Below are 26763 nucleotides of genomic sequence, written 5' to 3' on the forward strand. Positions count from 1 at the left end.
CGGCCACAGTGCCAATCGGGGCGAATTCTGTAGATCGCCCGACCTCTATTTTTGGACTGTAAAATGACTCTTCAGCTTGACCGTCGCCGTTTGGTGATGGGGGGAAGTCTGGGCTTGATGGCGCTCGGTTTCCCCGGTGGCACGGCTCTGGCCCAACAGTTGCTGACGGCCAGCGGCTTTACACACGGTGTCGCCAGTGGGGAGCCCGCCTCTGACAGCATGCTGTTGTGGACACGCTATGTGCCACAGGGGCAGGGCAGTGAAGTGACCCTTGATGTGGAGGTGTCGGCAGATCGTGATTTCAACCGCATCCTGCATCGTGAAACTGTGCGTACGGGCGGTTATCGCGACTGGACGGTCAAGGTGACTGTGGACGGCCTGACGGCTGGCTCGACCTACTGGTTCCGTTTTGTTGCACCCGACGGTACGCGCTCGATGGCCGGTCGCATCTTCACCCTGCCGGAAGGCAAGGCCGAGCATTTCCGCATGGGGGTATTCTCATGCTCCAACCTGCCGATGGGCTGGTTCAATGCCTATGCGCATGCGGCCAGACGCGAGGACGTGGATCTGTGGCTGCACGTTGGCGACTATATCTACGAATACGGGATCGCTTCCTATGCGGAGGCTGACCGTATCGCCGAGCGTGTCGTGCTGCCGGCACACGATCATGAAATGGTAGCGCTTGCCGATTATCGCCTGCGTTATGCCTGTTACCGCGCTGATCCCGACCTTCAGGCCCTTCACGCGTCGGCCCCGATGATCTGCCTATGGGACGACCATGAATCGGCCAATGACAGTTGGGAAGGCGGAGCCCAGAACCATCAGGCCAACGAAGGCGACTGGGCCACGCGGCGCGCTGCCGCGGCCCAAGCCTATCTCGAATGGATGCCCATCTCCGAGGAGCCTTGGAAGGCATACCATATCGGTGAACTCGCCACACTGTACCGAACAGAATCACGCCTGATCGGCCGGACCCGTCAGGCCGATATCGGTGCGGCCTATCGGGCGGGGACATCGGTCGCTCTGTCGAACTTCCGTGACGGTGAGTGGATGGATCCGACAGCCTCAATGCTGGGGTCTACACAGGAAGCGTGGATCGAACGCGAGTTCCGCCGCAATGCCCGCACCTCGGCGTGGCAACTGGTCGGCATGGCCTGCATCATGGGCCGTACGGTCATGCCACAGGATGCGGTCAACTGGTTGCGTTCCGATATCAGCGAAGGTGCGCGCAACAGCTATAGCAACGCCGCGCGTGCTGGCGCGGTGGGGCTGCCGATGTGGATGGACCGATGGGATGGATATCCGCAAGCGCGCTCCCGTTTCCTGAAAGCGGCGCAAGAGGCCGATGCAGACCTCGTGGTATTGTCCGGCGATAGTCACAATGCATGGGCCTATTCTCTGGCAGAGGACAGGCGTCCGGCGGGCGTAGAGTTCGCTGGACAGGCTGTGACCTCGAACGGCATGGAGCGCCAGATGGGAATAGATCACGCCAATGTCGCGCGCGGCTTTGTCGAAGCCAATCCCGAGTTGGTTTGGGCGCAGACCCACGGACGCGGCTATATGATGCTCGACGTAAAACCACAGCGCGTCGAATGCGAGTGGATATTCTTAAATACCACCAAGCAAAGGGACCAGACCGTCGCGAACCGCCATCGCGCCCATGTCAGCAAGGGGCATCGACGGATCGAGACCTGAAGACCTTTTGGGTAAATCAGGTTGCCATTGGAAATAGGCGGGAGGCTGGCTCGGGCCGTTCCTCCTGCCTATTTATTAGCGTGCCTCAATGGCTTGATCAGGCGTGGCGACGGTAATCCAGGCTGACCGTGATCTGGCGGGTCTGCCATGTCACATCGTGGGGTGGGCGCGGCAGTGGTGCAGCCTGACGCAGTTGTTGCTGCGCTATGCGGTCCAGACGCTCATCGCCACTGGTTTGGGTTACAATGCAGTCGCGGACACGGCCCCGCCGATCCACTTCGAACTTGAGTGTAACCATACCTTCGAGACGTCCGGGATGTTGTTTGTGCGCATCCAGCCATCGGATAACCTGCGCCTCATAGGTATCCGTGTGCCGTCCGCCTTGAGCTCCTTGTGTAGACGCGCCGCGCCGGTCGTCACCCGTGACCTGAGCGCCTGCCACGTGATGGCGTGCAGGAGGTTGGATACCCGTCGTGCTGGCCGGGTTGGCCGTACCGGTTTTCGTCGAGACTTCTGAAAGCGTCGCGCGCGCAGAAAAGGCGGGTTCGCGGGGCAAGACCTCGGTGGGGGAGGCGGTTTCGGCTGTGGATTGGTTTTGGCGCACTGGATCCCGAGATCGTTTTTGGGCAGGCGGCGCGAACAGGGTGGTGCTGCCCTTAAGGCTGGCGGGGGCACTCATGCCCGCATCTTGGAAAAGCTCGACCTCGAAAACGGGCGCTCCGCCAAACGGATCCTCCGGCACGGGATAGGTCAGGGCGATGGCTGCCAGACCTGCACCAAATACCGAAGACACGGCGGTGAAAGCCCCGAGCTTGAAGGGTGTAGAGGTCAATGCGGCAGGCATGTAACAGGCTAAAAATGGATACGAACGGGGAGCGATATACGCAGGTTTCTGACGAATTGATAATGATAATGGTTTGCAAACGCAAATCACGGAGCTAATGCATTCCCCAGTTTTCAGCGGGGTTAGTGTTCATTGCGTATCCAATATCTATCTGCAGTCAGCCTTATCGCTCTTGGCTTTGCCGGAGCGGCCGTGGCGCAGGATGTGACGCCTTCCATCGTCATTCAGGAAGAGGCACCGCCACCGACGGCCTATAGCTTTGGTAACGGCGGCGACTCGGGCGTCAGTCGCGTGACCCGCGACGGCGTAGAACGTCGCAAGCCGGGTTCGGGCGACGTCCTGCAGGTTCTAAAAGCCATGCCGGGGGTACAGTTCAGCCGTTCGGAAGGACTTGCGACCGAGAAAGAACTGCTGGACCTTCGCCCTGCGGACATCTCGATTTCGGGCGGCAACATCTATGAGAACATGATCCGTCTGGACGGGGTGGGTGTGAACTCCCGTCTCGATGTGTCCTCGACCAATGCCAACCACTATATCGAAGGCAATGCCGCAGCCTCGGCGCAGAGCGTCTGGGTGGATGCAGACCTGATCGACAGCGTGGCTGTCTATGACTCCAATATTTCGGCCCAGTTCGGCCAGTTCACCGGTGGTGTGGTCGAAATGGAAACGCGCCGCCCTTCGCCGGTTTTCGGCGTATCGACCTATTACGGGGTCACCCGACCGGGCCTTGCACAATTTCGCATGTCGGATCGCGTACGCGACAGCTTTAAAGGCGAGTATCCCGACGAACCTGAATACGAGAAAGAGCGTTTCAGCCTGATCGTCGACCTGCCGGTGTCGGAGCGCCTTCGCGCGCTGACCTCCTATACCCGCAACGAGTCATCTATCGTGAAGGATCGCGGTGCCAACTGGCGTCAGTACGGTACCTATGGTCAGTCCAGCCTGAAGGAAACCTATCTGCTGAAGGGCGAGTACGATCTGGCCGATGATCTTTTGTTGACCGGACAGGTGACCTACAGCCCGTACGAGACCGAGTTCGCTCACCAGAACGGTTATGACAACCTGACCTTCCTGAATGGCGGGGGTTTGACCACCAAGCTCGGTCTTGAAGGTCGCCGCGGCGATGCCGATTGGGAACTGGATCTGTCCTACGTCTCGTCGGATACGGACCGTACGTCTGAAAATCCGGGCACGATCAGTGTGTCGACCGTCGGCACTGGCGTCGACTGGTGCTCAAGCAATTCTTCATGCGCTGTGGGCGGGCCGGGCAATCTGATCCAACGCCAGAAGGACCTGACACTTAAAGGTCTGTGGAAACAGCCCCTGACGAATGGCGACCTACGGCTTGGCTTCGAGATTGCGCAGGTGACAGGTCGCAAGGCCCAGCCTTACAGCCGCTCCTATCGCCATGGGGCCAGTGCCGCGTCGGAAGTGAGCGCGAACATCGCCTGTGCCGATCCGGCGGAAGCGGCAGCCCTGACCTGTGTACCGGGCCGTTGGGCGCTGGGCCAGTTCAACGAAACCCGTGCCTTTGATACCGAGCGCCAGTTGGAGACCTACACCCTGTGGGGCGAGTACCGCTTTGATCTTGGCGGCTTCGATGTGCGCGCTGGCCTGCGTTACGACTACGAAACCCTGCTGGAGAACCACAACTTTGCACCGCGTCTGTCGGCCAGTCACGCCCTGCCGTGGGAAGGCCATAGCGTGACGGTTGCTGCCAACCGTTATTACGGTCGCAGCTTCCTCGGCTATGCCCTGCGCGAGGACTATCCGGGCAACTATATCTGGCGCCGCACGCCAACCATGGTGAATGGCCAGAAGGTCTTTGGCGATAATTGGACCCTGTACTCGCATACGGAAACGGCGGGTTATTCGAATGCTGACCTTGCAACACCCTATGTTGACGAGTTGAGCTTTGCCGTGACGGGGCCGGTGCCATTCATTGGTGGTGAATACCGCTTCAAGGGCGTGGCCCGCGATTCCGAAGACCAGTTCTCGCGTTCTGAAAGCACAAGCGAAGTCTATGACAAGGAGACGGGCGGCAATGCGACCCGCCAGCGTTTCACCATCAACAATGACGGCTCGCGCGAGTATCGCGGCCTGTCGATGGAATATATACGCCGTCTGGCCGACAACCACGCCCTGTCCCTGACGGCCAACTGGTCCAAGACCAAGGCCTCCAACATCGGCTATTTCGACGTGACCGACGAGACGGACTACCAGGGCGACCTGGTCCTGTATCGTGGCGAGATCGTCTCGGCCCTGCAGGCGCTGGCAGACAACCAGATCCAGGACTTTGCCACCCCGTGGACGCTCAATGCCGACCTGTCGTCCAACTGGTTCGATGGGCGCGTGAAGACCAATCTAAACATCCACTGGAACGGCTCGTTCGAACGCGTCGAGGACACGGGTATCAACCAGACCGTCAACGGCACCCGTTATGATGTCTATGATGTTGTCAAATACGACAGCAGCATGGATGCCAATCTGTCGATCACAGCCGAGATCGCACGTACCCGCTTTGGCACGGCTGAACTGGATGTGCGGCTCAATAACCTGTTCAACACCATCCCTGTAGCCAATGCGACCAGTACGTCCGATCCGTGGCAGATGGGTCGCAATGCCTGGGTGGGTCTGAGGGTACGTTATTGATCAACCTGCGCGATATCGCCGGGGTGGTTATGGTCGTCGGTGCTGTTTTCGGCATCGGCGGCCTCGCCGTTTCTCAGGTCGAGGAACCGGTCAGTGTGTCCGAACTGCGCCTGGCCTATAGCGGGGCACCTGACACATGGCCGCGCCCGTGGCTGAAAGAAGGGGCCGAGTTCACAGAGTTCGCCAAGCTGCCGCCTGCGCCGTCACCGGACTACAATCCGACGACGCCGCAGAAGGTGGCGCTGGGGCGCGCCCTGTTTGACGACCCGATGCTTTCGGGCTCGGGGCAGATTGCCTGCGCGTCGTGCCACGAAAGCGACCTGTCCTTCTCGGACGGGCTACGCACCTCGTTCGGACATAATCGCATGCGCGGCGTGCGTAATTCGCAATCCCTGCTGACGGCGGCGTGGTGGAAGGAACTGTTCTGGGACGGTCGTTCGCCGACTTTGGAAGATCAGGCCCTGCACCCGTTCGTGGATCCGGTCGAAATGGCCACTAGCCACGAGCGTATTGTGACCAGCATTAAAAATGACGACGTCTATGGACGTATGTTCGAGGAGGCCTTCGGAGACCGCGAGATTTCGATTGAACGCATCTCTTATGCGTTGGCGTCGTTCCAGCGTTCGCTGCGTCCACGTGTGTCGAAATTCGACCGGTTCATGGATGGTCGTGCCCAACTGACCGACGAGGAACTTCAGGGGCTTAACCTGTTCCGCACCAAGGCGGGATGTGCCAACTGCCACAACGGGTCGCTGCTGAGTGACCAGAAATACCACAATATCGGGCTGAGTTATTATGGTCGCGAGTTACAGGACCTCGGCCGGTACGAGGTTACGCGCGATCCGTCCGATATCGGCAAGTTCCGCACGGCCAGCCTGCGCAACATCCGCCGTACAGCCCCCTATATGCACAATGGGATCATGCCGGAGCTGAGGGGAGTGGTAACCTTCTATAATGCAGGCGGTGCACGCCCGCGCCCGCGCGATGACCAAAAGGACGATCCCTATTTCCCGCAAACCGATCCGCTGCTCGCACCACTGAACCTGACGCTCGAGGAGCGCGAGGCACTGGTCGCGTTTTTGGAGACGCTATGAAGCTGCCTTGATGGCCCATGCTAGTGCTTAGCGTGCAGGGCCCAAGCTTGAGCAGCTCCTTTCGGGAACTGCTTCTTGGAGTACCCGCTAGATGAAAATATCTTATCTCGGTCCTCAACAAACCGGCAGCAGGCTAGGTTATATGTAGCTACTCTTAACTGGTTTTGAGCCAGTTCTAAGTGGTCCCGACAACAAATGGCGACCCTGCCAGGACTCCAACCTGGGACCTCGGCTTTAGGAAAGCCTTGCTCTATGCAGCTGAGCTACAGGGCCACGGGGTCTGAGTAGTGGAGGTGGGGCGGGGATGGAAGCCCTCTCTGCGTTCAGGATCGAGGTTTCTTGTGTGGCGCGCGGTTGGGGCGGTTGTGTCAGAGTTAACCTTTGTGGTTAAGCTGCGTTAATCTACTATATGTGGTATAGAACAAACATCGAATCGAGCGGTGTCGCTGATTCGGTCATGATTCGTTCGTGCCGCGTTTCGCGGTGCGGTAATGTTTCGTTCACGAACCTCCCGAAATCGGTGTTTTAGGCGTGTCTCTGTGGCAAAGGTCGCGCTTTGTCGGGTTTGGGGTTGTGGTCCGGCGGGCTGCATGTGCTAGGGCAGGGCGGTCATGAGTGATCGTTCCACTGGCCTTGCGCCCTCGCGCATTACGGCCATCCTCGGCCCGACCAATACGGGCAAGACCCATCTGACGGTCGAGCGGATGCTGGGTCATGCGTCGGGCATGATCGGCCTGCCGCTGCGCCTTTTGGCGCGCGAGATTTACGAGCGTATCGTCAAGCTGCGTGGCGCGTCGTCGGTGGCGTTGATTACCGGCGAGGAAAAGATCGTCCCGCCGCGCCCGGCCTATTTCGTCTGTACCGTCGAGGCTATGCCGCTGGAGCGGCAGGTGGATTTTCTGGCGGTTGATGAAATCCAGTTGGTAGCCGATCCCGAGCGCGGGCATGTGTTTACCCAGCGTCTGCTGCACGCACGCGGGCGCTTCGAGACGATGTTCCTTGGTGCGGGCACGATGGCACCGCTGATGCGGCGGCTGGTGCCCGATGCCGAGATCGTCACGCGCGAGCGCCTGTCGGTCCTGACCTATGAGGGCTCCAAGAAGATCACCCGCCTGCCGCGTCGTTCGGCGGTGGTCGCGTTTTCGACCGAGCGGGTTTACGCCATTGCCGAACTGTTGCGCCGCCAAAGGGGCGGGGCGGCGGTGGTGATGGGCAGCCTTAGCCCTCGCACCCGCAATGCGCAGGTCGAGCTGTTCCAGTCGGGCGAGGTGGATTTTCTAGTCGCGACGGATGCGATCGGCATGGGCCTGAACATGGATGTCGACCATGTGGCCTTTGCGGGCCTGAGGAAGTTTGACGGACGCCGCACGCGTCACCTTTACGCCCACGAGATTGCCCAGATTGCCGGTCGTGCCGGTCGCCATATGCGCAATGGCACGTTTGGCGTGACCGCCGAGGCCGAGGAGCTGGACGAAGATCTGGTCGAACAGATTTCCGAGCATCGCTTTGATCCGCTGGAAGCTGCCGAATGGCGCAATGCGCGGCTGGATTTTGATACCTTGCCGGACCTATTGCGCTCGCTGGAAGCGACACCGGATCGGGCGGGCTTGCGTCTGACGCTGCCGGCGCTGGATGAAACCCTGTTGCGCCGTTTGTCGCAGGACGAGGACATCAAGAAGGTGGCCCGTTCGCGCGGGGCCTTGATGCGCCTGTGGGAAGCCTGTCAGTTGCCGGACTTCCAGAAGACGACGCTGGACGAACATTCGCGTCTGTCCAAAGAGATTTTCAGCGCCCTGACCACGGGGCACGGACGCCTTCAGGATGACTGGATCGCGCCGCGCTTTAATGATCTGGATCGCGATGATGGCCAGATCGATCAGGTCTCGGCACGGTTGTCGGGCGTGCGAACCTTGGCCTATATCGCCAACCGCCCCGATTGGCTGCACAATGCCAAAGATTGGGCCGAACGGACAAAGGTTCTGGAAGAGCGGCTCAGCGATGTGCTGCACGAGAGATTGACGGCCCGATTTGTGGACCGGCGAACAGCGGCCCTGATGCGGGTGCTGAATGATACTGCCGAAGTCGTGGCCGGTGTGGCTGACGATGGCGAAGTGACTGTAGAGGGTGAAACGGTCGGACGACTGGATGGCGTGAAGTTCACGCCGGATGCCGGTGGTTCGGCCCTTGCGGATCGTGCGCTGCGTCAGGCAGCGTTGCGGGCTGTGGCCCCGGAGATTGGACGGAGACTAAAGATATTGGCCAAAGAGCAAGACGCAGGATTTGCGCTGGACGCGGACGGAACGGTTCGCTGGCAAGGCGAGGCTGCGGCCCGCATTACCAACGAGGACGTGTTCCATCCGCAGGTGTCGCTGGTGGGCGACCTTGGCGACGCTGCGGCACGCGATGCGGCGCAAAAACGCGTCGAGACATGGCTGCTGGAAGAAGCAGGCCGTGCCTTGCGTGATCTGAAACGCCTGAAGCGGGCTGTTGACCAAGGGGTGCTGTCGGGACTGGTGCGCGGTATCGCCTGGCGCATTGTCGAGGCAGGTGGCGTGGTGCCGCGTTCTGAGGTGCAGGCCGATCTGGCCGTGCTGTCGCCGGAAGATCGCAAGTCTCTGGGCAAGTTTGCTATTCGCATCGGCACCCATGCAGTGTGGTTGCCGTCTATGCTGAAGCCACGGGCGCAAGCCTTTATGCAGGCCTATGTCGGTCGGGGCGCTGGCCGTGCGCTCAAGGGCGAGGGCTTGCTGGAACTGCGCGGTGACAAGCCGACGCCTCAGGCGCTGGCCGCATTTGGTCGCCAGATTGTGGGTCGCTTTACCGTGCCGGTGGAGTTGCTGGAAACCTATGCCGACCTGAGCCGCAAGGCCGGACGGGGCGAACTGTCCAAGGAAGCGCTTGAAACACTGGGATGGAACGAGGGGCAGGCGCGGGCTGTACGCTCGGCCCTGCGTCCGCCGCGCCGTGAGGAAGGTGCCGCCAGCGGACCTGTGGCTATAGACGAGGATTCGCCTTTTGCCGCCTTAATGGCGCTGAAGGCCGAGGTGGCATCGCCACCTGCCAAACCGGCCAAGCCGCGCCGCCCGAAAAAACCCAAGGCTGACGTGGCGCAAGCCGTCGAAGGCATTGAAGCCGAGACTGACAAAGGTGAAGTTGCACCGAAGAAGAAGCGCCGCCGCCGCCGTGGCAAGGGTGGAGCCGAGGCGGCTGTTGAGGCGGGTACAGACGCACCTTCCGGGGCTGCTGAGGGGGCTGAGCCCACGCCGGAAGTCGCGGCAGATGGCGAGGTTCTGAAGAAGAAGCGTCGCCGCCGTCGCAAGCCCAAGGGCGAGCGCGTGGCAGTGGCCGAGGGCGTCGAGGGCGAGGCTGAAGCCGCTGCTGATGCTTCCGATGCCAAGGCTGGTGAAGTTGTTGAAGGCGAAATCGCCACGGATGGCGAGGCTGCGCCCAAGAAGAAACGCCGCCGCCGTCGTGGTCGCAAGCCAAGCACGGGTGCCGCAACGTCTGACGGCCAAACGCCAGAAGCCGTTGAAGGCTCTGAAGGTGTCGCGACCGAAGCGGGGGCAGAGCCTGTCGAAGGCGAGGCCCTTGAGGGCGAAGCCAAGGCCAAGCGTCGTCGCCGTCCGCGTAAACGCAAACCGGCAGCGAACACGGAATCGGGCAATGAATCCGCTGCCGAGGCGGCGGTCGAATCTGCCCCCGAGACTGCCCCGACCGCACCTGCGGCGCCCGTAGCGGTGGGTGATGGCGAGGCCTGATCCAGACGATCAGGTCGATGCGACGTCCGCGCGTGTCGATATCTGGCTGTGGCACGCCCGCTTCTTCAAGACGCGGGCGCTTGCCGCCCAGATGGTGTCGAAAAAGAAGATACGCCTGACCCATCAGGGGCGGCAGGTGCGGCTGGATAAGCCCAGCCGCTCTGTGCATGTCGGTGACGAGGTGATGTTCACCATCGGTGGCCGGATCACCCGCGTGCGCGTTGTGCAGATGGGCGAGCGGCGCGGACCCGCTGTCGAGGCCCGCGCCCTTTATGATGATCTTTCACCACCCGATCAGGGTGGTGAACCGCCTATCTGGTGAACTCGCCCTCGATGTGCAGTTCGACCTCGTCGCCGATCAGCGGCAGGCCATAATTGATACCGAAGTCCGAGCGTTTGATCGTGGCCTCGCCGTCAAAACCGGCGCGGTATTGTCCCATCATCGTGCCGGCCTTGTTGAACTCGACCTCCATCTTGATCGGGCGGGTGATGCCACGGATGGTCAGGTCGCCATAGACATCGGCTTCTTTGGCGTCGTCCGAATCCACAACAATGCGCGTCGAGCGGAAGGTTGCGGTCGGATGATTTTCCGCATCGAAGAAGTCCGCATTCAGCAGATGGCGTTTCAGCGCCGCGTCATTGGGGGCGATGTCGGCAATCGGAATGGTCGCGGTAAGGGTTGAGTTGGCAGGATTGGCCGGATCCAGTTTCAGTTCAGCCTGAACATTGACGAACTGGCCGACATATTTGGAAAATCCGGCATGGTCGATTTCCCAGGTGATGCGGCCATGGCTGGAATCCAGCTTGTAGTCACCGGCATGGACCTCGGCGGGATTGAGGGTGAAATTGTTCTTGGCCACAACCGTACCGCTGACCCCGAGGGCTGTGATGGCGGCAATGCAAAGGACGGTCTTGTAGGATTGATGCACGGTGAAACCTCCGAAGGGGATGGTGTGAAAGCCGTAAATCTAAGAACCCTGATTATATCAGGGGCGACTGTATCACCCAATGCGGGAACAGAAAATTCGATGCCTTCGACCTAATGACAAGGCGTCATTGGTTGACACTGGCCTGACCAAGGGGCATTTGCCCGCGATCCTGTTGCCAGTTGGCCTAGCCTTTATTCGGATCCGTTTGCCGCAATGACCTACATCGTCACCGACGCCTGCGTGAAATGTAAGTTCATGGACTGTGTTGAAGTGTGTCCGGTGGACTGCTTCTACGAGGGCGAGAACTTCCTCGTCATCGCGCCGGACGAATGTATCGACTGTGGTGTGTGTGAACCGGAATGTCCGGTGGACGCTATTGTGCCCGATACCGAGGACGAGCCGGACGGCAAGTGGCTGCAGGTCAATGCCGAGTACGCCAAGGTCTGGCCCAACATTACGGTCAAGGGCACGCCGCCCGCCGATCGCGAAGACTTCGAGCGCGAGACGGGCAAATACGAAAAGTATTTCAGCCCGAAACCCGGCAAAGGCTCCTGATAAACTGGCCTTTATCTGAACACAATTGGTCGTCTTAGCCGCAACTCGCTGCGGATATTTTGAGATTGATCAATTTTGTGGTAGGTTCCTCCCATTCAAAACGGATGGTTACGCATTCGCGCGTGCTATTCGAGTTTACGACAGACCTCCGCTTGATTGACGGGGGCGGCCAGAGGTTCGGTGATCCGGTATAGCGTCTAATAGCTGTTTAAACATTCTCCCGACGGGCACGCAAAGTCCGCCGCGGGGACGTTTTGCTATTGGATAAACTGTTTCATCGGCATTCTGTGCTGGGAAAGGAATGTCATGACGAGCAAGTCCGGTCTGGAATTCAAGGTTGGTGATGCAGTGGTCTATCCGGCCCACGGCGTTGGCAAGGTCGCAGCGATTGAAACTCAGGAAGTCGCTGGTATGTCGCTGGAGGTCTATGTCGTGACCTTCGACCACGAGAAAATGACCCTGCGCGTCCCGACCAAGAAGGCCGCAACGGCTGGTCTGCGTACGCTCGCTGCCGATGACACCGTGACCAAGGCTCTGACGACCCTCAAGGGCCGTGCCCGCATCAAGCGCACCATGTGGTCGCGCCGTGCGCAGGAATACGAAGCCAAGATCAATTCGGGTGACCTGATCTCGATCGCCGAGGTTGTGCGTGACCTGTTCCGTGCCGACACCCAGCCGGAACAATCCTATTCGGAACGCCAGCTGTATGAATCGGCTCTGGACCGTATGGCCCGCGAAGTGGCGGCCGCCAACGGCATCGACAAGGATGCGGCGATTGCCCTGCTGTCCAAGTCGCTGGCCGCCAAGAAGCCGGTTGTGACCGCAGCGGCGGCAGCAGCAGCCGAGGCTGAAGCTGAAGAAGAGGCCGAAGCCGCGTAAGCTGCTTTAGCACCCCATAGATAAAAGGCCCGGACATTGCTGTCCGGGCCTTTTTCTTTGCCGTGAGGCGTTCGGTCCTAGGACAGAACGACGATGGCAACGCGACGGTTTTGTGCGCGGCCTTCGCGGGTGTTGTTCGGCGCAACCGGATGGGCCTCGCCATACGAGATGGTCGACATGCGGTTCAGCGCGATGCCTTGCGTGCTCATATAGCGGCGCACGGCTTCGGCGCGGGCCATGCCCATGCGTTCATTGGTGGCTTCCGAGCCCGAAGAATCGGTGTGGCCCTGGATTTCCAGATAGACGCTGCGGTTCTCGGCTTTCAGGCGCTGGGCCAGTTCGGCCAGACGCTGCTCGGCTTCCGGCGAGAGGTTGTTGGCGTTGACCGGGAATTTCACCGAGTCGTCCGACAGAACAACTTCATACAGGAACTTGCCCTCGGCCAGTTTGTGCGCGGCATTGGCACGGTCGAGAGCCTGGTTGGCGGTGCTTTCCACGCCAGTAAGGCGGTTATCGACGGCAGCGACGCGCTCGTCGACCACAGCCACATTCTCGCGAACGAACTTGTGGCTGGCACAGCCGCTGGCAACGACGCCGATAGCCATGACGGCACCGATGGCAAGGGCTTTGCGGGACGTGAAGGTCATATAGTTAGCTCTCTAAATTCACGACGGAAATTGTAACCGTCAGTTGGGCAAGATGAAATAATCGTGACGCAGTTGTCGGGCTTAAGACCTGATTTTGGCAAGATATTGTCAACTTGACCGCAATATAATGCGCATTTTGGCAACAAAGTTCCAAGAATCTCTTGAAATTTATGGTTATCGATGTCTGATCTGTAACTTGATAAATTGTCTAGAGTTTTACAAATCAGTGCCCATGGCTCGAGCAGTTACACGAAAAGCAACCAAGAATATTTCATTGGCAGTGCTTCTAAGCTTGGCTGTTCATGCAGGTATCGGTGTTGTTGTTTGGGGCATGAAGCCTGACAGCCTACCGAATGTGCCAAGCCAGAATGTCGTGATGGTGGATATGGTTCCTCCAGAAACTCCGTTACCTGAAGAAATTCAGGAACCGGCCATGGCTGGACCTCCGGCAGAAACGCCAACCCCATCACAATCGGCCCAGACCGAAGAGGCTGCCAAGGCCCCGACAGTGGTGCCGAAACCGCAAACGGCACCGCCACCGCCCGTCCATCGCACACCGCCTCCGGTTTTGCCGACCGAGGTGGTGCAGGTGTCATCGGCTCCCCCCGCACTGGACCTGCGTCTGTTGGGTGAAGGCGAGCTGGCAGGCGCTCTGGTTGCGGGGGCTGGGGCTGGCGGCGGAGCGGGCGAAGGCGGATCGGGTGGGGGCGGTGAAGGTGGCAGCGGTTCCGGCGCAAGTGGTCGTTGTGACATGGCCGGACGGCTTCAGGCCCTTGTGCGGCGCGACAGCCGTATCCAGTCCGAGGTCCGCCGCGTGCAGGCCACCTTGTCGGCCGGACGGCGTGCCATGCAGATATGGGACGGAGACTGGGTGCAAAGTCAGGGTCAGGAAGGGCGCGGTCTGGCGGGTGTGCGTCAGGCTATTGCGGTCGAGGTGGCCTTTGCCCCGCGCGAGTGTCGCCAGCAGAGGGTGAACGGACTGGTCGTGCTGTCACTGGGCGATGATGCGGGGGCCCCGCGTCTGGCCTTGGGGACGGCAAGTTGGCAGTGGGGCGAGCTGGCTTTGCGTTAAAAGTATTCGCCAGTAATGGTGCCAATATTCTCGTTTTATTGTTTTCCGAACGAATGTTCATTCTATGCACACAGAAACGCAGAGTTTTCTGCTGGTAAAGCCTTCCCGTAACTGTGATCTACTGGTTTTGGAAATGCTTTGCCGATCAGACACTTTCCACATTTTTGCCACAAATGAATCTGCTGAAATTTAGATAAACTCTTTAAATTACAGTGTTATTCACGAAAAAGTGGATCGCAACAGGCCGGCAGAGCGTTAGCGTAGGGTCAGAGGATGCACCGTTCGCGGTGGATGGAGAGGGTCTGCTATGGTTCAGTCGTGGGGGCTGGAGGCGGCACGCAACGTGCTGCGCTCGTGGGCGAGACAGCGCGTGGACGAGGCCACGCGCAAGGATGGTCTTGCCGTACAGTTTGACGGTCTGGAAGCGTGGCTTCTGGCGCAGGATCCGCACACTCTTGAGGAGGCAGAGCGGATATTGTCTATTCTGGATGCGTTCCAGAACGGACGCACGGAGGGTCTGGATGCGCTGACCCGCGCCGGCGGCGAACACCGCCGTGACGGTGTGCCGGAATCACGTGTCAGCCACAGCTTCGCGCCAAGGGCCTATGGGCCGATGGGCGGTCGCGCCTGACACATTCGTAGATATATAGACGGAAGGCCCGCTTCGATCAGAAGCGGGCTTCTTTGGCCTTGTGGCGGTACTGGGCCGCAGCCATCCAGCCCTTGACCGGACGCAGCATCCACATGCAGGCGGCGATGATGATCGGGAAGGTCAGCACCAGATGGACCCAGAAGGGCGGCTCGACGGTGAATTGGAAGACCATGAAGCCTGCCATGCCCAGGGTGCCGACAATCGACATGACGAAAAATGCCGGACCGTCTGCCGTATCGGCAAAGCTGTAATCCAGACCGCAAGCGGTGCATTTTTCGGCGATGGTCAGATAGCCTTTCAGCAGCGGTCCCTTACCGCAGCGCGGGCAACGGCAACGGATACCCGTCATAACGGGGCTGAGCGGGGGATAGGCATCTTCTGACACTAGCGTCTCCTTGAACGACACCCGAATGGCACCTTGAAAGACCGAAGGTCTATGTCGGATTTTCCGTATCGGGTTTCAAGCGGTCGTTTTGTCCAACCAAGCTTAACCGGCGTTAACGACGAGGAAAGCGGTTTGGGGCGATAAGAGCGGAATATGTCCGGGGCCAATGTCACCAAGCGTGTGTTGAAATCCTCTGTAGCGGTCGCCGCTGCGGGGATATTGGTGTTTGTGCCGCTGGATACGCCGCTTGAAACCTCGTCGGCCTTTGCCCAAACGGGAGCAACGGGTGCGCGGCGCGGTGCCGAGCCGATCGATATTCGCATCGGGGCCAATGCGGCCTTTACGCGCATCGAGTTCGCCGGTGTCATCGGGCGTCGTGCGCGGGTGCGACAGGACGGACAGCAGGTCGTTGTGCGACTGGCCTCGACCGCAGCCCCCGATATCAGCCGCCTTCGCGTTGATCCGCCCAAGGGCGTGGACAAGGTGGAAACCCGTGCCGTCACCGGCGGTACGGAGATTATACTGACCCTGAGTGCAGGGGCAGAGGCCGGAACCGGTACAGCCGATGGCGCGGTGTGGCTGAATATCCGCCCGCAAGGCGCACCGGCCAGCAGCACGCAACGGGCCATCAATACCCGCGTGCCGGTTGCGATCAGTCGCGAGAATGGCCGCACCACCCTGAATTTCGCATGGTCTTCTCCGGTCGCAGCGGCCGTGTTCCGTCGTGGCAATGCGGTGTGGGCCGTGTTCGACGCCAAAGGCCGGATGGAGATCAAGACCGGCGAGGGCAATGGCGTGCGCTGGGCCTCGGGACCGGACTATACCGTGGTGCGGATCGACGCCCCTGCGGGACAAGCGATTTCAGCCCGCTCCGAAGGCTCGAACTGGATTGTGGCGCTCGGCTCCGGCACAGCGGGCGAGGCCGTCGAGATTGTCCGCGATGACGAGATCAAGGCCAGTCTGGCTGCGCAAATGGCCGGTGCGCGACGCACCATCTGGCTGACAGACCCGATGAGCGGGGACCGTATGGCAGTGGTGCCTGCACTGGGTCCGGTCAAAGGCGTTCAAAGCGGCCGCCGCTCGGTCGATGCCCATATTATGCCGACGGCACAGGGCGTGGCGGTCGAAGCCTTTGCAGATGATGTGACGGTGGAAACCTCGGCGGATCGCGTGGTTGTCAGCCGTCGTGGCGGACTGAAACTGTCTTCGCCGGATGTGGCATTGTCGGCAGCGGCGATGCCGATGATCGACGCGCCCAAGGCTGCCCGATATCCTGCGCTGATCCAGACACAATGGGGCGAGACGGGCACGGCGGGCTTTGCCGCCCGCCACCGCGAGCTACAGACCGCCGCCACCGAAGAAATGGCGCGCGCCACCGAGGATCCTAAAACCGGCACCCATGCGCGCATGGCCTATGCGCGTTTTCTGGTCGGCTCGGGTCTGCATTACGAGGCGATTGGCCTGCTGAATGCCCTGATCGAACAGACCCCCGGTATGCTGGGCGTGGCCGAGGTGCGCGGTCTGCGCGGCGCGGCGCGGGCCTCGATCGGACGACTGGCCGAGGCGGAAACCGATTTTACGTCGGGGGCGCTGGCGGGCGATCCGGCCACGCGCATCTGGCAGGGCTATATTGCCGCCCAGCAGAGCGACTGGGCCACGGCGCGGCGTATGTTCTCGGCGGGAGCCAGCGCGGTCGATACCTTCCCCGCCGAATGGCGCGCCCGTTTTGCCACGGCCCATGCGCTGGCGGCGATGGAGACCGGCGACAGGCAGGGTGCAAAAGAGCTTCTGGACTATGTGTTCGCCCTTCCGGCGGTTCCGGCCCCGGATCGTCTGGCCGCGCGTCTGGTACAGGCCAAGCTGCTGGAACTGGAAGGCCAAAAGGATCGCGCACTGGCCATCTACAAGGCCGCATCGCGGGCAGGGCTTCAGAATATTGCCACCACGGCCAAGCTGGGCGCTGTGCGTCTGTCGCTGGCCAAGGGCGCGATGAATGCCGATCAAGCCGCTCGCGAACTGGAGCAGTTGAAATGGCGCTGGCGTGGTGACGGGGTTGAACTGGCGGTCATCCAGTCGCTGGGCGAGCTTTATCTGTCGCAGGGGCGTTATCGCGAAGCTTTGACGACGCTGAAGACACCGGGGGCCAGTATTGCCAACCTGCCGGGTGGCACCAAGCTTCAGGCCGATCTGGACCGTGCCTTCCGTGCCCTGTTCCTTGAAGGCGCAGCCGATGGGCTTCAGCCGGTTCAGGCGCTGGCCCTGTTCTTTGATTTCCGTGAACTGACGCCTGTCGGGGCCGATGGTGACGAGATGGTGCGTCGACTGGCGCGCCGTCTGATCGATGTCGACCTGCTGGATCAGGCTGCAGAGCTGCTGAAATATCAGGCCGAGAACCGTCTGGACGGTGTGGCCAAGGCTCAGGTCTCGGCCAATCTGGCGGCGGTCTTGCTGATGAACCGTCAGCCGGAACCGGCGCTACAGGCCTTGTGGACGTCGCGCAGTACCCTGTTGCCGGTCGCGGTGGCCACAGAGCGTCGGGCACTGGAGGCGCGCGCCTTGATGGAACTGGGTCGCTATGACCACGCACTCGAGATTCTGGGGCGCGATAACGGTGCCTCGGCCCGACAGGTGCGTGCCGAGATTTTGTGGAAGCAGGAACAATGGGGCGGTGCCGCTGCCCTGTATGAACAGGCACTGGGCGAGCGTTGGCGCGATACGGCTATTCCGCTGACCGCCAGCGAAGAAACGCAGGTGATCCGTGCGGGCGTCGGCTATTCGCTGGCCAATAATGCGGCTGCGGTAACGCGTCTGTCGCAACGCTATGGCGGCTTTGCCCAAGGGGCGCGTTCACCGGGGGCGATGCGGATTGCTCTGGCAGGACTGGACGGGCAGGGCAGTGGCGGGGTCGAGAACTTCTCGAACCTGACGGCACAGGCCGATGCCTATGCGGGCTGGATTTCCCAGACCAAGGCCAAGTTCCGCGAACAGACGGCGTCGCAAGCTGCGCCAGCCAGTCCGCCGGTTCCTGCGCGTGCCGAACCTGCGGCAGCACCTGCTGCGGCACCGGCCGCCGCGCCTGCTGCGACCAAGCGATAGATTTTAATATAGTCGGGTGGGTGGCCCTTGGGGCCTCTTCACAGCGGTGCAATAGCTTGGGGCTAATGGCTGGGGCTGTGGCATCGGCCCGCATTGCGCGTGACCGGAATGAAAAACGGCGGCTCCGCAGGGAGCCGCCGTTTCCAGATCAGGATTAGCTGTTCACAGCGTCCTTGAGCGGCTTCGACACGCGGAAGCGCACAGCCTTCGAGGCCGGGATCTTGATCGTAGCGCCGGTGGCCGGGTTGCGGCCTTCGCGCTCTGCACGCTCGGCAGTGTCGAACACGCCCAGGTTCGAGATGCGCACGTCACCACCAGCCTTGAGCGACTTGTGGATGTTCTCGACGATCGCGGTCAGCACCTTGCCGGCGTCTGCCTGCGAAACACCTGCGTCCTTGGCGACGGCGGCGATCAGTTCGGCTTGAGTGGTCATAAGGGTTGTTTCCCAGAGTGGTCGCCCGTGAACATAGGGCGGAGATGATGGATCAACGACGGTTTGGGGCGATTTGGCAAGCCCCGACAAGCCGCAAAATCAATGACAGTGGGGATTTATCCCCCGCCAGCTGCTCTTTGGAAGCTCTCGACGAGGCTTCCGGCGACCAAACGCCAGCCATCAACCAGCACGAAAAAGATCAGCTTGAAGGGTAGGGATACAACCACAGGGGGAAGCATCATCATACCCATCGACATGAGCACGCTGGCGACCACCAAATCGATCACAAGGAACGGAACGAAAAGGAGAAATCCGATTTCGAAGGCCTTCTTGAGCTCACTGATCATGAAGGCCGGAGTGACCACCCGAAGGGGCAGTTCCTGCACGTCGGTCGGGGGCTCTATTTTCGACAGTCGTGTGAACAGGGCGAGGTCGCTGCGGTCTACCTGAGCCAGCATGAAGGTTTTTACCGGTTCGGAGGCTGCATCGAAGGCCTGAGGCAGTTCCATCTGCTGATCCATGAGGGGGCGGACCCCCGAATCATAGGCGTCCTGCCATGTCGGAGCCATGACGATGGCCGACAAAAACAGCGCCAGTGAGACCAGAACAGCATTGGGCGGGGACTGCTGGAGGCCCAGCGCTGTCCGCAGCAGAGACAGCACCACGACAATGCGCACAAAGCTGGTGGTCATGATGACAATGGACGGGGCCAGAGACAGCACCGTCATCAGGGCAACAAGCTGCACCACCCGTTCGGACAGGCCGGCACCCGTCCCCAGATCAATATTGATGGCCGACTGGGCCAAGGCGGCGACGGGCCATGCCACACAGGCCAGCGTGGCCAGCAGCGACAACAGGGCGGCGCGTTTCAGATCGGCCTTGCTCGGCATGCCGAAAATGGCAGCACGCTTAGAAGAGGTCATGGCCGCTCTCCCGTTGCAGGTTGTCGCGGTCGGTTTGAACCGGTGCGACCGGACCACGCGGCTCGATCAGTTCGCGGCCCTCGCCCAGAAGGATCAGGCGTTCTTCCTGATCGACGCGGACCAGAACCAGACGGCGCGAGGGATCGAGAATCAGGGTTTCGATGACCTTCAGGCGCCGCTCCCTGCGCTCGCCATGGGTTTGCAGGCGGGCCATCAGTTCGGGCGCATAACGGCGGACCGCATAGGCGGCCAGACCGATCAGGCCCAGCGTAATGGCGAGGCCAAAAACGGCCCTCAGCAGGTCAATCCAGTTCATCGCCAGTTCTTCGAATGTGCGTGGGCCACAGCTTGCGCCGTACGGGCGCATCGCATGATCGCGCCCTGGTTAAAGCGAAGGTTTCCGACAACGTGGTTAACACCGCTTTAAGATATAGAAGCTATTAACCCTATAGGCGGCAAATTCTGCCGATCTCGTTTCCGATGCCGCTTTTGGGAGGGGCCATGTCCGTAACCGACCTGTCGCTTCTGAACCAGATCAAGGGTCGCCTTGGCTGGCTGGATGATCGCCAGCGCGTGATCGCCCAGAACGTCGCCAACTCTGACACCCCCGGCTATGGCGCGCGTGACCTGACGGTCCCGACCGATTTTGCCGCGGCGATGAACAAAGATCGCAGTGTGCGGGTAATGACCACCCATGCGGCCCATATCGCACCGGCAGGACAGCCGGTCCGCTTTGATGTGAACCGCGCCCCCGACAGCGAAACCACGCTGGATGGCAACTCGGTGGTGGTCGAAGAACAGATGCTGAAAATGGCCGAAAGCCGCGCCGCCTATGATGCGGCCATCGGCTTTTATCAAAAATCCATGCAAATGATCCGCCTTGCTGCGCGCAAGCCGGGTGCTGGCTGATTGCGAGGAATGAATCATGGCTGATCCGATTAATGGTCGCCCCGCGACCGCGCGCAATCCGGCCATGGGCGTGGCGGCAAGCGCCCTGCGCGCGCAACAGTCGCGTATGCGGGTGATTGCCGAGAACATCGCCAATGCCAACTCGACCGCGCCGGTGGCCGGTGGTGATCCCTATCGTCGCCAGATGCCGGTGTTTCAGGCGCGTGACCTGAATGGCGCGACGGGCGTTGTTCTGGCCGATGTGCGTACCGACCAGAGCGCTTTCAAGCTGGACTATGATCCGTCGCATCCGGCCGCCAATGCCGAAGGCTATGTGCAGCGCCCGAACGTGGACACCCTCGTCGAGGCCATGGACATGCGCGAGGCGCAGCGCGCCTACGAGGCCAACCTCAATGTCATCGAGACAGCGCGTGCGATGGAATCGCGCACGCTCGACATCATCAAACGCTAGGGCGGGGACTAGTCCATGAATCCGATGATGGCGGCTCGCCTCTATTCCAGCGTTCAGGGCGGTTCCATGCCGTCCTCGCCGACGCCGCAGGCCAATCCCGCCGCCGAAGGTCCGGGCTTTGCAGACATGCTGAAATCGGTGGTCAGCCAGACCGCCGAACAGACGCGCGGTGCCGAGATGCAGATGGCCCAGAATGTTCAGGGCCAAGGCAATCTGATCGATGTGGTGACATCCATCAGCGCCGCCGAGGCCTCGCTGGAAACCGTTCTGGCGGTCCGCGATCAAGTGATTTCGGCCTATAAGGAAATCATGGCCATGCCGATCTAACGGCAGGCCAACACAGACAGAATTAGAAAAGGGCGGCTCCCGATGGAGCCGCCCTTGTTCGTGGTGGATCTGAAAAGATCAGTTGCGGACGAGGCGCAGGAATTCCTCACGGGTACGCGGGTCTTCGCGCACGGTGCCGAGCAGACACGAGGTGATGAGGGTGGAGTTGGGCAGGTTCACACCGCGCATGGTCATGCACGAATGTTCGGCCTCGATCACCACACCCACGCCGTGCGGTTGCAGCACGTCCATGATGGTGTTGGCGATTTCCGCCGTCATTTTTTCCTGAATCTGCAGGCGACGGCCAAAGCCCTGAACCACGCGGGCCAGCTTGGAAATGCCGACGACGCGGTTGGTCGGCAGATAGGCCACATGGGCGCGGCCAATGACCGGCAGCATATGGTGTTCGCAGTGCGAGACGAAACGGATGTCCTTCAGGACCACCAGTTCGTCATAACCGCCGACCTCTTCAAAGGTGCGCTCCAGATATTCGCGCGGGTCGGTATGATAGCCCTCGAACAGTTCGCGATAGGATTTGGTCACGCGTTTGGGCGTGTCCAGCAGGCCTTCGCGGTCGGGATTATCGCCCGCCCAGCGGATCAGGGTGCGGACGGCGGCTTCGGCCTCTTCCTGAGAGACGCCTTGGGAATGATCATGGTCACACATAACTGGCCTTGTAGGACAGGCAATCGCATTTGGGGAGAGGCGATAGACCTCCATTCGTCACAGGACCGTTTCTGTAGTGGTCTTGCGGGCCAAATCAGGTTTTGATCTGCGAGGTTATCAAGTCGTTAACCATAGTGTCGGCATTTTCTGCCCAGTGAAGCGGAGCGGTTGATGAGCGGCGCAGAAGTTCTGGATATTGGACGCGATGCCCTTTGGCTGACGATCCAGCTTTGCCTGCCTGCGCTGGTGGTGGCTCTGGTCGTGGGTGTGGCGATCGGTCTGTTTCAGGCCCTGACCCAGATTCAGGAACAGACACTGGTGTATGCGCCTAAAATTATTGCCATTTTTATCTCGCTTCTGCTGTTCCTGCCCTTGATGGGCGCGCTGCTGGGGGCGTTCATGCGCGACATCGCGGCGCGGATCGCGGGCATCTAGGTCCGGCATGGAGCCTTACGCCACCGTCGATCAGGTCTGGGCCGGCGGGCTTTTGTTTGCCCGCCTCGGGGCCATTATCATGCTGCTGCCGGGGATCGGCGAGGCCTATGTTCCGGCGCGGATCAGGCTGGCGCTGGCCTTGTTGCTGGCTATGGCGCTTTATCCGGTGGTGGGTCACACGCTTCCGGCCCTGCCGCCGACCACGGGCGGGATGGTGGGCTGGATCTTGCGCGAAGTGGCGACGGGGCTGGCCATCGGGGCCATCCTGCGCCTGTTCACCTCGGCCTTGATGACGGCGGGCGAGATCGTCTCGATGCAGACGACGCTGGGCTTTTCGCAGACGGCCAACCCGATGCAGGCGGCCCCCGGATCGACCCTGTCGGCATTCTTGGTGCTGTTGGGGGTGACGCTGATCTTTGCAACGGACACCCATCACCTGTTTATCGGGGCCATGGTGGGCTCCTATGAAATGATTGCCCCCGCCAAGCCTTTGGTGGCCGCCGATTTTTCGGAACTGGCGGTGCGTACCATGAGCCAGAGCTTCCTGTTGGGGGTCCAGTTGGCCGCGCCGGTTCTGGTGTTCGCGCTGGTGTTCAATCTGGCCTCGGGTCTGGTGGCGCGGGTGATGCCGTCGTTTCAGGTCTATTTTGCTGCCGCGCCGCTCAGTGTGCTTTTGGGCCTGTCGGTTTTTGCTTTGAGCCTTGGCGTATTGGGGACGGTCTTCATCGACCGTTATCGTGCCCTGATCCGCGTGTTCATGGGGGGCGCGCTTGGCTGAAGACGCCGACCAGGACTCTAAAACAGAAGAGGCCAGCCCCCGAAAACTTATGGATGCGCGCAAGAAGGGTGACTTTGCGCGTTCTCCCGATGTTGCCACCACGATGTCTCTGGCGGGGGCTGCGGCGGTACTGCTGCTGGGCGGTGCCTATTTCAGCCAGCAGATGGCGGCGGACCTGCTGCCCTATATTGCCCGCCCGCATTCGATGCTGGGCGGACTGGAGGCAGGGGCCGGTGTCGAGATCGGCGTACATGCCCTGACCACGGCGGCTCCGTTCCTGATGGCCCTGATGTTGGCGGTGATTGTCGGCAGTGTGTTCGGTAATGTGGCCCAGTCTCAGGGCTTTATCCTGACGACCGAGAAGCTGAAGCCCAAGCTATCCACGCTCAGCCCCCTCAGCGGTTTCAAGCGCATTTTCGGGCCGGATGGTCTGGTCCAGTTCCTCAAGACCTTTATCAAGCTGGTGATTATCGGCGTCGTCTGCTGGATGGTGCTGAAGCCGCATGTGCGCGAGCTGGAAAACCTTGCGGCGATGAGCCCGATGGCCATCCTGCCGTTTGCGATGGATATCTGTATCCGCCTGTTTATCGCGGCACTGGTCTTCCTCAGCTTCACCGCAGGGGCCGACTATATCTGGCAGCGTATCCGCTTTGCCAAACGCATGCGGATGACCAAGCAGGAATCCAAGGACGACTTCAAACAGTCCGAAGGCGACCCGCACGTTAAAGCCAAGCTGCGCCAGCTTCGGATGCAGCGCAGCCGCCAGCGTATGATGCAGGCCGTGCCGACAGCGACCGTGATCGTCACCAACCCGACCCACTATTCGGTGGCTCTGCGCTATAATCCCGATGATGGTGATCCTGCGCCCGTCTGCGTGGCCAAGGGCGTGGATGCCGTCGCCCTGCGTATCCGCGAGGTGGCGAAGGAACACGATGTGGCTATTGTCGAGAATGTGCCGCTGGCGCGCGCTCTTTATGCGGTGGTCGAGGTGGACGAGATCATTCCGCGCGAACATTTTGAAGCCGCAGCCAAGGTAATCGGCTTTGTGATGCAGAAGAAGCGCCGCTAATCGTGAGGATGCATTTATGCGTGTGACCAAGTTGACAGGGGTTCTGGCGAGCGGCCTGTTTTTGACCGGCTGCGCCTCGGTATCGATCTCGCCAGCGCCTGTAGAGAGTGAAGCGCTTGGTCAGGTGCAATATCTGGCCACAACCAAGCATTTCTCCAATGATCCGTCCCGTGCGGAAGCGCGCATGAAATCGGCGGCTGCAAAACATTGCGCCAAAGAGAATACAGGCGCTCCTGTGGCGAATGAATCCTATGGTTTGATGGGCAACTGGTTCATGCTTTTCAGCTGCCAGTGATGGCGATCGCAGATGGGCTGCGTCCTGCAACGGGACAGGATAGAGTTAAGTTTCGTTCTTTAGACTGACCTCGAATGATTCGCTGAAGGCGACGCGAGATGACTGTTTCCACACCTCAGGACCGGCTCCGAAACAAGGGCGTTCGCACGTCGCGTCTGGACCCGCTGTTGTTATTGATGGCGGTGGGATTTGCTCTGGTTGTGGCGGCCATTGCCTTCCCGGCCTTCCGTATCAATGCGTGGGGTGCGCCCAGCTTGATATTGGTGCTGACGGCGGGGGTTATTGCGACAATGGGGCTGCTGGTGTTCGGGCGGGGCGAGGCGCGCCGCCCTCTGGGCGATACCGCAGTGGACATGCTGGATGCCATGGCCGAACCGGCGGCTCTGGTTTGGGAATCCGGTCAGGTGCTGGCCTATAATGCGGCATGGGCCGAAGAAAATGGCGACCTGATCCACCTGCCGCGCGGCAAGTCGGGGCGGGCGCTGTATATGGCCTTTGCGCAGGCGCGCGAGGGCGATCAGGGCCGCGCTATCGTCCAGATTGGCGAGCGCGAAAAAGAAGTTCTGATCGGTCTGGCCGGACAGGGACGTTTTCTGGTGCGGGCGGCACCGGATGCTGTGCTGCCGATTTCACCCGAGCCACGTCAGAATTCGCCGGTGGCAACCGCATCCGGTGAAGCGCGGGCCATGGCGGCGGGTGCGCCGTTCGGCTCGGGTATGATTGCGGGCGATGATCTGTTTGCCGGTCGCGTGACAGATGCCAATGCGGCCCTGTCGCTTTTGACCGGCCCTGCGGCATCGGGCGATGCGGCCTTTGGTCATTTGTTTGATGTTGGCGGTCTGGTCGAGGCGCGTGCCAAGCTGGAAGCGGGTTCGTCTGGCCCCATTGAACTGGTGGCCCGAGCCCATCCCGACCGCAGTCTGCACCTTTATGTTGCGCCCGAAGGCGATGCCCGCCGTGTCTGGCTGTTCGATGTGACCGGCCAGAAGTCGATGGAGCTGCAACTGTCGCAAGCCCAGAAAATGCAGGCGGTCGGCCAGCTTGCGGGCGGTGTGGCACACGACTTCAACAACCTGCTGACGGCGATCCAGCTTCAACTTTCGGGCCTTCTGGAGCGCCATTCGGTCGGTGATCCATCCTATGAGGGACTGAACGAAATCCGCCAGACGGCCATTCGTGCGGCCGATCTGGTACGCAAGCTTCTGGCCTTCTCGCGCAAGTCCACGGTTCGCCGCGAGCGTCTGGACCTTGGCGAACTGGTGGGCGAGTTCGCCGTCCTGCTGCGTCGTCTGCTGCGCGAGGATGTGCGGCTGGAAACCGATTACGGGCGCGACCTGCCTCTGGTGCTGGCCGACAAGAGCCAGTTGGAGACGGCGGTGATGAACCTTGCCGTCAATGCGCGTGATGCTATGCGCGGCGTGGTCGAGCCGGGAGCAGGGGTGGTGACGATCCGCACGCGCCACCTGACCCGTACCCTCGCCCGCGAACTGGGCTGGCGCGATGCCCCCGACAGCGTTGCCCTGATCGAGGTGGCCGATAGCGGTCCGGGTGTGCCGGTTGAACTGCTGGACAAGATTTTCGAGCCCTTCTTTACGACCAAGGCCGTCAACGAAGGCACCGGCATGGGGCTGGCGACCGTTTACGGCATCGTCCAGCAGGCGGGCGGCCATATCAATGTCGCCAATATCGAAGGCGCGGGTGCGGCCTTCCGCATCTTCCTGCCCGCTGCCTCGGCCGAGGAACTGGTCGAGGTTCCGGTGGTGGAGAAAGTGGTCAAGGCCCCGCGCGACCTTTCGGGTGCAGGGCGTATCCTGTTCGTGGAAGACGAGGCGGCGGTGCGCGGTATTGCTGCGCGTCTGTTGCGCCAGCGCGGTTACGAGGTGATCGAGGCCGCCGACGGCGAGGAGGCTCTGGTTCTGGCCGAGGAATGGGCGGGCCAGATCGATATGCTGATTTCCGACGTCATCATGCCGGGGCTGGACGGGCCGTCGCTGCTACGTAAGGCGCGCCAGTATATTGGCGATGTGCCGGTGCTGTTTATCTCGGGCTATGCCGAGAGCGATTTCTCGGACCTGCTACAGGACGAGATCGGGGTGAGCTTCCTGCCCAAGCCGCTGGACATCAAAACCCTGGCCGAGCGCGTGAAGCAGGAACTGCACGCAGAGGCCTGATCGGCCCGATAGAAATCAACGCGGTTTTCCGTGCAGGCGTTCCCCTGT

At 60.9% G+C, this 26763-nt stretch carries 26 protein-coding genes and 1 tRNA gene; 18 read left to right on the forward strand and 9 right to left on the reverse strand.

Translation table 11 applies throughout. The features are described 5' to 3' along the window. Positions 1 to 63 precede the first annotated feature (63 nt). Positions 64 to 1695 (forward strand): alkaline phosphatase D family protein, encoded by a 1632-nt coding sequence (locus FHS64_RS12965; protein ID WP_167178992.1) that lies wholly within the window; start codon positions 64 to 66, stop codon positions 1693 to 1695. Positions 1696 to 1792: 97 nt separating this feature from the next. On the opposite strand, the gene FHS64_RS12970 is transcribed toward FHS64_RS12965, so the two are convergent. Continuing rightward, a complete protein-coding gene (locus FHS64_RS12970; RefSeq protein WP_167178994.1) occupies positions 1793 to 2539 on the reverse strand; it encodes an energy transducer TonB family protein in 747 nt (248 codons plus the stop codon). Between the two features lie 132 nt (positions 2540 to 2671). On the opposite strand from FHS64_RS12970, the gene FHS64_RS12975 reads away from it, so the two are divergent. After that, complete coding sequence (locus FHS64_RS12975) at positions 2672 to 5191, forward strand: TonB-dependent receptor (protein WP_167178996.1); 2520 nt, start codon at positions 2672 to 2674, stop codon at positions 5189 to 5191. Then, complete coding sequence (locus tag FHS64_RS12980) at positions 5188 to 6285, forward strand: cytochrome-c peroxidase (protein WP_167178998.1); 1098 nt, start codon at positions 5188 to 5190, stop codon at positions 6283 to 6285. Before FHS64_RS12975 ends, FHS64_RS12980 begins: the two co-directional genes overlap by 4 nt. Before the next feature lie 196 nt (positions 6286 to 6481). Here FHS64_RS12980 and FHS64_RS12985 read toward each other — a convergent pair. Beyond that, a tRNA-Arg gene (locus tag FHS64_RS12985) sits at positions 6482 to 6558 on the reverse strand. Between the two features lie 338 nt (positions 6559 to 6896). Here FHS64_RS12985 and FHS64_RS12990 point away from each other — a divergent pair. Together FHS64_RS12990 and FHS64_RS12995 are read left to right on the forward strand one after the other, a co-directional pair. Beyond that, the gene (locus FHS64_RS12990; RefSeq protein WP_167179000.1) at positions 6897 to 10043 is read left to right on the forward strand and encodes a helicase-related protein; all 3147 of its coding nucleotides are present in this window, start codon (positions 6897 to 6899) and stop codon (positions 10041 to 10043) included. Then, entirely contained in the window at positions 10030 to 10365 is a 336-nt protein-coding gene (locus FHS64_RS12995; RefSeq protein WP_167179002.1) for an RNA-binding S4 domain-containing protein, read from the forward strand. Before FHS64_RS12990 ends, FHS64_RS12995 begins: the two co-directional genes overlap by 14 nt. Here FHS64_RS12995 and FHS64_RS13000 read toward each other — a convergent pair. Next, the gene (locus FHS64_RS13000; protein WP_167179004.1) at positions 10355 to 10972 is read right to left on the reverse strand and encodes a YceI family protein; all 618 of its coding nucleotides are present in this window, start codon (positions 10970 to 10972) and stop codon (positions 10355 to 10357) included. The genes FHS64_RS12995 and FHS64_RS13000 overlap by 11 nt on opposite strands. Positions 10973 to 11185: 213 nt before the next feature. Here FHS64_RS13000 and fdxA point away from each other — a divergent pair, with 213 nt between their 5' ends. Both fdxA and FHS64_RS13010 read left to right on the forward strand, forming a co-directional pair. Continuing rightward, positions 11186 to 11527: a ferredoxin FdxA gene (fdxA, locus tag FHS64_RS13005; RefSeq protein ID WP_167179006.1), complete on the forward strand. Its 342-nt coding sequence runs from the start codon at positions 11186 to 11188 to the stop codon at positions 11525 to 11527. Between the two features lie 306 nt (positions 11528 to 11833). Further along, positions 11834 to 12406, forward strand: a complete 573-nt coding sequence (locus FHS64_RS13010; protein ID WP_167179008.1) for a CarD family transcriptional regulator — start codon at positions 11834 to 11836, stop codon at positions 12404 to 12406. A gap of 77 nt (positions 12407 to 12483) precedes the next feature. Here FHS64_RS13010 and FHS64_RS13015 read toward each other — a convergent pair whose 3' ends face one another. After that, positions 12484 to 13053, reverse strand: coding sequence for an OmpA family protein (locus tag FHS64_RS13015; RefSeq protein ID WP_167179010.1), 570 nt, complete (start codon positions 13051 to 13053; stop codon positions 12484 to 12486). Positions 13054 to 13486: 433 nt separating this feature from the next. On the opposite strand from FHS64_RS13015, the gene FHS64_RS13020 reads away from it, so the two are divergent. Next, positions 13487 to 14125 carry a hypothetical protein gene (locus FHS64_RS13020; RefSeq protein ID WP_167179012.1) on the forward strand — a complete coding sequence of 213 codons (639 nt, stop codon included), beginning with the start codon at positions 13487 to 13489 and terminating at the stop codon, positions 14123 to 14125. A gap of 307 nt (positions 14126 to 14432) precedes the next feature. Beyond that, complete coding sequence (locus FHS64_RS13025) at positions 14433 to 14756, forward strand: hypothetical protein (RefSeq protein WP_243862982.1); 324 nt, start codon at positions 14433 to 14435, stop codon at positions 14754 to 14756. A gap of 37 nt (positions 14757 to 14793) precedes the next feature. Here the strand turns inward: FHS64_RS13025 and FHS64_RS13030 are convergent, their stop codons facing one another. Further along, entirely contained in the window at positions 14794 to 15162 is a 369-nt protein-coding gene (locus FHS64_RS13030) for a DUF983 domain-containing protein (protein ID WP_167179014.1), read from the reverse strand. Between the two features lie 153 nt (positions 15163 to 15315). On the opposite strand from FHS64_RS13030, the gene FHS64_RS13035 reads away from it, so the two are divergent. Further along, positions 15316 to 18258, forward strand: a complete 2943-nt coding sequence (locus FHS64_RS13035) for a tetratricopeptide repeat protein (RefSeq protein WP_208381005.1) — start codon at positions 15316 to 15318, stop codon at positions 18256 to 18258. A gap of 154 nt (positions 18259 to 18412) precedes the next feature. Here the strand turns inward: FHS64_RS13035 and FHS64_RS13040 are convergent, their stop codons facing one another. The 3 genes from FHS64_RS13040 to FHS64_RS13050 all read right to left on the reverse strand — a co-directional run bounded on the left by FHS64_RS13040 (position 18413) and on the right by FHS64_RS13050 (position 19930). Then, positions 18413 to 18691, reverse strand: coding sequence for an HU family DNA-binding protein (locus tag FHS64_RS13040; protein WP_167179016.1), 279 nt, complete (start codon positions 18689 to 18691; stop codon positions 18413 to 18415). A 116-nt stretch (positions 18692 to 18807) separates the two neighbouring features. Beyond that, the gene (gene fliP, locus FHS64_RS13045) at positions 18808 to 19581 is read right to left on the reverse strand and encodes a flagellar type III secretion system pore protein FliP (protein ID WP_424945245.1); all 774 of its coding nucleotides are present in this window, start codon (positions 19579 to 19581) and stop codon (positions 18808 to 18810) included. Between the two features lie 19 nt (positions 19582 to 19600). Beyond that, positions 19601 to 19930, reverse strand: a complete 330-nt coding sequence (locus FHS64_RS13050) for a FliO/MopB family protein (protein ID WP_167179020.1) — start codon at positions 19928 to 19930, stop codon at positions 19601 to 19603. A 185-nt stretch (positions 19931 to 20115) separates the two neighbouring features. Between FHS64_RS13050 and FHS64_RS13055 the strand changes: the two genes are divergently transcribed. From FHS64_RS13055 to fliE, 3 genes are read left to right on the forward strand one after another with little or no spacing between them, the layout of a single operon-like run. Next, positions 20116 to 20523, forward strand: coding sequence for a flagellar basal body protein (locus FHS64_RS13055; protein WP_167179022.1), 408 nt, complete (start codon positions 20116 to 20118; stop codon positions 20521 to 20523). 16 nt (positions 20524 to 20539) lie between these two features. Next, positions 20540 to 20974 (forward strand): flagellar basal body rod protein FlgC, encoded by a 435-nt coding sequence (gene flgC / locus FHS64_RS13060; protein ID WP_243862983.1) that lies wholly within the window; start codon positions 20540 to 20542, stop codon positions 20972 to 20974. A gap of 15 nt (positions 20975 to 20989) precedes the next feature. Continuing rightward, on the forward strand, positions 20990 to 21301 hold the full coding sequence (gene fliE, locus FHS64_RS13065; RefSeq protein WP_167179024.1) for a flagellar hook-basal body complex protein FliE: 312 nt from the start codon (positions 20990 to 20992) through the stop codon (positions 21299 to 21301). Positions 21302 to 21379: 78 nt separating this feature from the next. Here the strand turns inward: fliE and folE are convergent, their stop codons facing one another. Further along, entirely contained in the window at positions 21380 to 21967 is a 588-nt protein-coding gene (gene folE, locus FHS64_RS13070; RefSeq protein WP_167179026.1) for a GTP cyclohydrolase I FolE, read from the reverse strand. A 168-nt stretch (positions 21968 to 22135) separates the two neighbouring features. Here folE and fliQ point away from each other — a divergent pair, with 168 nt between their 5' ends. From fliQ to cckA, 5 genes are all read left to right on the forward strand, one after another. After that, positions 22136 to 22402, forward strand: coding sequence for a flagellar biosynthesis protein FliQ (gene fliQ / locus FHS64_RS13075; RefSeq protein WP_208381007.1), 267 nt, complete (start codon positions 22136 to 22138; stop codon positions 22400 to 22402). A gap of 7 nt (positions 22403 to 22409) precedes the next feature. Next, positions 22410 to 23180, forward strand: coding sequence for a flagellar biosynthetic protein FliR (gene fliR, locus FHS64_RS13080; protein ID WP_167179030.1), 771 nt, complete (start codon positions 22410 to 22412; stop codon positions 23178 to 23180). Continuing rightward, positions 23173 to 24249, forward strand: a complete 1077-nt coding sequence (gene flhB / locus FHS64_RS13085; protein ID WP_167179032.1) for a flagellar biosynthesis protein FlhB — start codon at positions 23173 to 23175, stop codon at positions 24247 to 24249. Before fliR ends, flhB begins: the two co-directional genes overlap by 8 nt. Positions 24250 to 24265: 16 nt before the next feature. Then, positions 24266 to 24544 (forward strand): hypothetical protein, encoded by a 279-nt coding sequence (locus FHS64_RS13090; protein ID WP_167179034.1) that lies wholly within the window; start codon positions 24266 to 24268, stop codon positions 24542 to 24544. A 98-nt stretch (positions 24545 to 24642) separates the two neighbouring features. Beyond that, complete coding sequence (gene cckA, locus FHS64_RS13095; RefSeq protein ID WP_208381009.1) at positions 24643 to 26715, forward strand: cell cycle histidine kinase CckA; 2073 nt, start codon at positions 24643 to 24645, stop codon at positions 26713 to 26715. Positions 26716 to 26763: the final 48 nt, after the last annotated feature.

Origin of the sequence: Brevundimonas terrae (assembly GCF_011761985.1) — a bacterium.
In the GTDB taxonomy this organism is placed as follows: domain Bacteria; phylum Pseudomonadota; class Alphaproteobacteria; order Caulobacterales; family Caulobacteraceae; genus Brevundimonas; species Brevundimonas terrae.